Raw genomic sequence first — 4,798 nt, 5'->3', positions numbered from 1 at the left:
GGTGGGTCCGGCGGCGGGGGCGGACGACGCGTCCGGGCCGCCCTGGCTCGTACGGTCGCTCGGCCCGGCCGGGCTCGCGGCGTCGCTCGGGCCGGTCTCCGCTCGCCGCTCCGAGCCCTCGGCCGAAGCGGGAGGTGCGGACGGGGCGGGGGGTACCTCGTTGCCCTCGTTCTCGGTGCTCACGGGCTCAGTCTCCTCGGTCACGGCGGTCCCACGGTCGTTACGGGTCCCACGAGTGGGTGTACGTCCGCCTCCCGGCGAGGCGTCCACCCTCCCGGCGCCGGAGCGCCGGTACTGGTTTCTCGATCGTTGCGCACGATCGTTGTCCACGGTCGTTCGTCTGCGGTCAGCTTTTCCCACCGCACGTCAGGGCACTGTAAGCCGACCCTGTGTGTACGCGTCATGTCGATCATCACCGCGAGCACACCCTTCGGCCCACCGAATTCCCTGCCGGAACCCGACTGGAGTGCGCCCCGGAAAACTCCGGACGTGCACCCGTACGCCCCCATCAAACACCCCCGCACGCCCCCCGCGCGCGCCCCCTGCCCAGGCCCCGCACAGTGCGCGTACACGCCCCGTACACGCCGCGTACAGGGCCTGGCGGAAGCACGCACAGGGGCACCTGCGCGAGCGCGTGCCGGGAGCGTGTGCGGGACCGCGCACGGGAGCGCGCGCGGGGGAGCGGTGGCCCCCGGGCGCTCCGTGCGCCGCGCGGGGGTGGGGGGTGCGATGGGAGCATGGCGGCGTGACCGACGCTCGACACCACACCCCCCAGGTCGTCGCCCACCGCGGCGCCTCCGAGGCCGCGCCCGAACACACGCTCGCGGCCTACGCGCGGGCCATCGAGGAGGGCGCCGACGCCTTGGAGTGCGACGTCCGCCTCACCGCGGACGGCCACCTCGTGTGCGTCCACGACCGGCGGGTCAACCGCACGTCGAACGGGCGCGGCGCCGTCTCGGCGCTCGAACTCGCCGAACTCGCCGCGCTCGACTTCGGCTCCTGGAAGGGCCGGGACGAGGCCGAGGAGTCGCCCGACTGGGACCCGGAGACCACCTCCGTCCTCACCCTCGAACGACTGCTCGAACTCCTCGTCGACACCAACGCCTCCGGGCGGCGGCTCGAACTCGCCGTCGAGACGAAGCACCCGACCCGCTGGGCCGGGCAGGTGGAGGAGCGTCTCATCCACCTGCTCGAACGCTTCGGGCTCACGGGCAAGACGGGGGTCGCCGAGGACGGCGAAGGGGCGGACGATCCGTTCCGCCCCGCCCCCTCACCCGTTCGGGTCATGAGCTTCTCGGCGCGCTCGCTGCACCGCGTACGGGCGCTGGCGCCGCTCCTGCCGACCGTGCACCTCACCCAGTTCGCGTCCCCCCGGCACCGCGAGGGCCGCTTGCCCCCGGGGGTGCGGATCGCGGGGCCGAGCATCCGTCTCGTCCGCAACCACCCCGCGTACGTGGCGCGCATGCAGGAGGCGGGGCACCCCGTGCACGTCTGGACCGTCAACAATCCGGCGGACGTGGACCTGTGCGTGCGGCTCGGCGTCGACGCGGTGATCACGAACCGGCCCCGGGCGGTGCTCCAGCAGCTCGGGCGCTGAGGCGGCGAGGGGCCGTGGGGGGTCCGGCGCGGGGCGGCTCCGGCTTCGGACGGTCCGGCCCGGCGTGGTCCTGGCGCGCGGCGGCCTCGACGCGGCGGCCGGGAGTGGGGGTGGACCGACGGCCGGAAAACGTCTTGCGGCCGGGGCGGGTGGGGGATTTGGGCGGGTCCTGTGCGGGGCGGCGCAGGGCTCGGGACGGGGTGGGGAGCGGCATGTGGGGACGGTGCGGACAGGCGGCCCGGGCCGGGTCTCGCAGGTGGGCGCCCCGTGCATATGACGGGGTCATGTTCGCAGGACACCGGGGGTGGCGTGGGCGCTGGGCGCGGGCCGCGCGCCTCGGACGGAACCGAACGATCCGCTCCGCTCGTGGTAACCGCTGTCTTCCGGGACGGGTCGTCGCGTACGCCGTGCACTCGCGCGCATCCGCTCCGTGGCGGTCGGAGTGAATGCCTGCGGACGGCGGCCGTTGGCCGGTTTCCGGTCCAGTCCGGGAGGGCATTGACTCCCTGGCGTGGGGGTGAAGGAGGTTCCGGGGGTGGCAACGGTGGTCGCACAGGAAGTGCCCGCGTCGTCGAGCATGGCCGTACCGCACGGTCCGTCGGGCGTACGCAGGGCACGGCATCGGATGCGGGACGAGCTGACCGGGCACGGAGTGCCGGACCCGGTCATCGACGACGCGGTCCTCGTCCTCTCCGAACTGCTCAGCAACGCCTGTCGGCACGGCAGACCGTTGCCGGAGGAGACGGCGCGGCCGGGCGCGGAGGAGTTCGAGGAGGGTGACGTCCTCGCCGCCTGGGAGGTGACGCCCGGTGGCCGGCTGACCGTCGAGGTCACGGACGGCGGCGGGCCCACCCGTCCCGTTCCCTCGACGCCCTCGGTGAGCGCGCACGGAGGCCGTGGCCTCGGCATCGTGACGGCGCTCGCGGAGAAGTGGGGCGTCAGGGACGAACCGCACGGCGAGGTCACCGTGTGGGCCACCCTCCTGCCCGGCGATCATCGTGCCGAGGACTTCGCGAGCCGCGTCACCAGCGCGGCGGCTGTCCCCGGCCTGGCGGAGCTGGGCCTCGACGAGCCGGGCTTCGGGGACACGGAGCCGGAGGCCGCGGGCGGCCGCAGGGGAAACGGCGGCAGCGGCTTCGGCCGGGGCAAGGGCTTCGGTCGCGGCGGCGGCTTCGGCGGAGGCGGCGGCTTCGGCGGAGGCGGCGGCTTCGGCGGCTCCCCGTACGGGACACCACGGTTCGGCGGGGCGGGCTGACGGCTGGGCGGAGCGGCTGTGCGTCCAGCGCGGGGGCGCGGAGGCGGCTGTGCCTCCGGCGCGGGGGCGGCTGTGCGTCCGGCGCGGGGGCTGCTGTGCGTCCGGCGCGGGCCCGAAAGCAGCCCCGTGCCCACGGCATTGCCCCCCAGGCCACACGCGCCCCGCACTCCCCTCCCCGTGCCCGCTCGGGCACAGCTCCCCCTGCCTCCTGCCCGAATCCTGACCGTCTTCGCGCACCACCGGGCACCTCCCCGGACAGCCTCCACCTCCTCACCCACCCCCACGCACGCCCCGCCCCCTCTGCTCCCGCACCCGCCCCGTTCACCCGTTCGAGTGCGTGGGGACGGGATGGCGCGAGGCGTTAGGCTCGCCGCCGTACCAGCCGAGCCGTGACGGGAGAACACCGACGATGGCCAAGAAGCGCCCGCAGTCCAAGGGCAAGGCGAGCACCGCGTTCGCGGGCGGTGAGGTGCCGGTGGTCGGGGCGCGGGAGCCCTGCCCGTGCGGTTCGGGCCGCCGGTACAAGGCGTGTCACGGGCGTGCCGCCGCGCAGGCGGCGACCGAACTCGTCAGCCGCCCGTTCGAGGGACTGCCCGGTGAGGCCGACTGGGTCGCGCTGCGCGAACTCGTGCCGGCCGCGACCGTTCCGCTCCACCTCGCGGGCGGGCTGCCCGAGGGCGTGCCCGCCGTGACGCTCGCGACCGTGCTGCCCATGGCCTGGCCCGCGCTGCGCCGCGAGGACGGCTCCGTCCTGCTCGGTCTCCAGAACGACACCGCTTCGGGCGACCTGAGCCGCGACCTCGCCGACACGCTGCGCCGCGCGCTCGCCGCCGAGCCGGGCAACCCGGTCGAGGCACGCCGCGCGCCCGTCGACGGGCCCCGCCTCCAAGACCTCCTGGACCTCGGCGCGCCGTTCGTGCCGGAGGTCCACGAGGGCTTCGCCTTCTGGCTCCCCGAGGGCGAGGCGCAGAACGCGTCCGCCGAGGTCACGGCCTCGCTGGAGCGCGCCGACGCGGCGGCGGTGCCGACCGTGCGGCTCAGCGGCGTCGATGCCGCGTACTGGTGCGAGGTGCCGGAGAAGAACCACCTGCGGTGGGTCACGACCGTGCCGGAGGAGCGGCTGCTCGACGCGCTCGCGCGGCTCCACGCCGCCGGTGAGTCCTCGCTCGGCGAGGGCACCCGGCTCGTCGGCTCCTTCCGCGCGCACGGGCTGACCGTGCCCGTGTGGGACCTGCCCAGCACGATGAGCGCGGCGGACACCGAGAAGCCCGCGGCCTCCTTCGCCGAGCGTCTCGACGCGGCACTCGCCGCCACGACGCCGCTCACCGCCGAGGAGCGCCGCGCCCGTGCCGGTCTCACCAACCGCCAGGTCACGCTCAACTGAGGCACGACGCCGGTCCGCTCGGCGCATGCCCGCGTGAGTCCGGTCACACCCGAAGGCAAAGTCCGCTTAAGACCGGGCCCGAACGGATGAGACCGAATTTGCGAACCGGCGATCTCTTGTTACCGTTCAATTAGCCCGGTTGCTGGTGCATCCCCCGTCGCCAGCAACCGGGTCCTTCCATGTCCGGACGCAGGTCACGCCGCATGGCGCAGGGCGCGCGGCGCAAGCCGCGGAGCGCGCCACCGCGTCCCCCGGACGCCCCCTCCGCGCTCAGAATTCCGGCGCGTTGACCCCCGGCCGCGTGAGCGTCTCCACGACCGGCCCGAGCACCGTCCCCACCTCCGGCAGCCACGGACGCGCCCACTCGCCCCGTAGGCCCTGCCGCGTCCCCGCCGCCCCGTCCCGTACGCCCTGCCGCGCTCCCGACGTCGCCCCCGCCCCGTCACCCGGCTCCGGCAGCGGGCCCCGGGCCCAGCCCGCCGTGCCCGACCCCGTGCGGGAGGGCGGCAGGACGAGGTAGCCGCCGCTGCCGTGGAAGCGCAGCGCGCCGGGGACCCGGTCC

General features: G+C 75.3%; 4 protein-coding genes and 1 pseudogene. 3 read left to right on the top strand and 2 right to left on the bottom strand.

Features of this window, described 5'->3' with window-relative positions:
* Positions 1-270: pseudogene (locus G3I42_RS36835) on the bottom strand (hypothetical protein); the annotation flags it as partial.
* Positions 271-745: 475 nt separating this feature from the next.
* On the opposite strand from G3I42_RS36835, the gene G3I42_RS04950 reads away from it, so the two are divergent.
* The 3 genes from G3I42_RS04950 to G3I42_RS04940 all read left to right on the top strand — a co-directional run bounded on the left by G3I42_RS04950 (position 746) and on the right by G3I42_RS04940 (position 4,236).
* Entirely contained in the window at positions 746-1,597 is an 852-nt protein-coding gene (locus G3I42_RS04950; RefSeq protein ID WP_164282721.1) for a glycerophosphodiester phosphodiesterase family protein, read from the top strand.
* A 535-nt stretch (positions 1,598-2,132) separates the two neighbouring features.
* On the top strand, positions 2,133-2,852 hold the full coding sequence (locus G3I42_RS38175) for an ATP-binding protein (protein WP_164282719.1): 720 nt from the start codon (positions 2,133-2,135) through the stop codon (positions 2,850-2,852).
* 409 nt (positions 2,853-3,261) lie between these two features.
* Positions 3,262-4,236 carry a DUF5926 family protein gene (locus G3I42_RS04940; protein WP_164282716.1) on the top strand — a complete coding sequence of 325 codons (975 nt, stop codon included), beginning with the start codon at positions 3,262-3,264 and terminating at the stop codon, positions 4,234-4,236.
* Positions 4,237-4,506: 270 nt separating this feature from the next.
* Here the strand turns inward: G3I42_RS04940 and G3I42_RS04935 are convergent.
* On the bottom strand, positions 4,507-4,798 hold a 292-nt coding region (locus G3I42_RS04935), incomplete at its 5' end, for a hypothetical protein (RefSeq protein WP_164282714.1).

The organism is Streptomyces sp. SID11385 (assembly GCF_010548245.1).
Classification (GTDB): Bacteria; Actinomycetota; Actinomycetes; order Streptomycetales; family Streptomycetaceae; genus Streptomyces.
Note: the sequence above shows the minus strand (reverse complement) of the source record. Positions and strands in the feature narration are given on the sequence as shown.

Bases quoted from the DNA above. Each gene is read 5' to 3' on its own strand.
- G3I42_RS04940 (WP_164282716.1), top strand. From the start codon at position 3,262: ATGGCCAAGAAGCGCCCGCAGTCCAAGGGCAAGGCGAGCACCGCGTTC.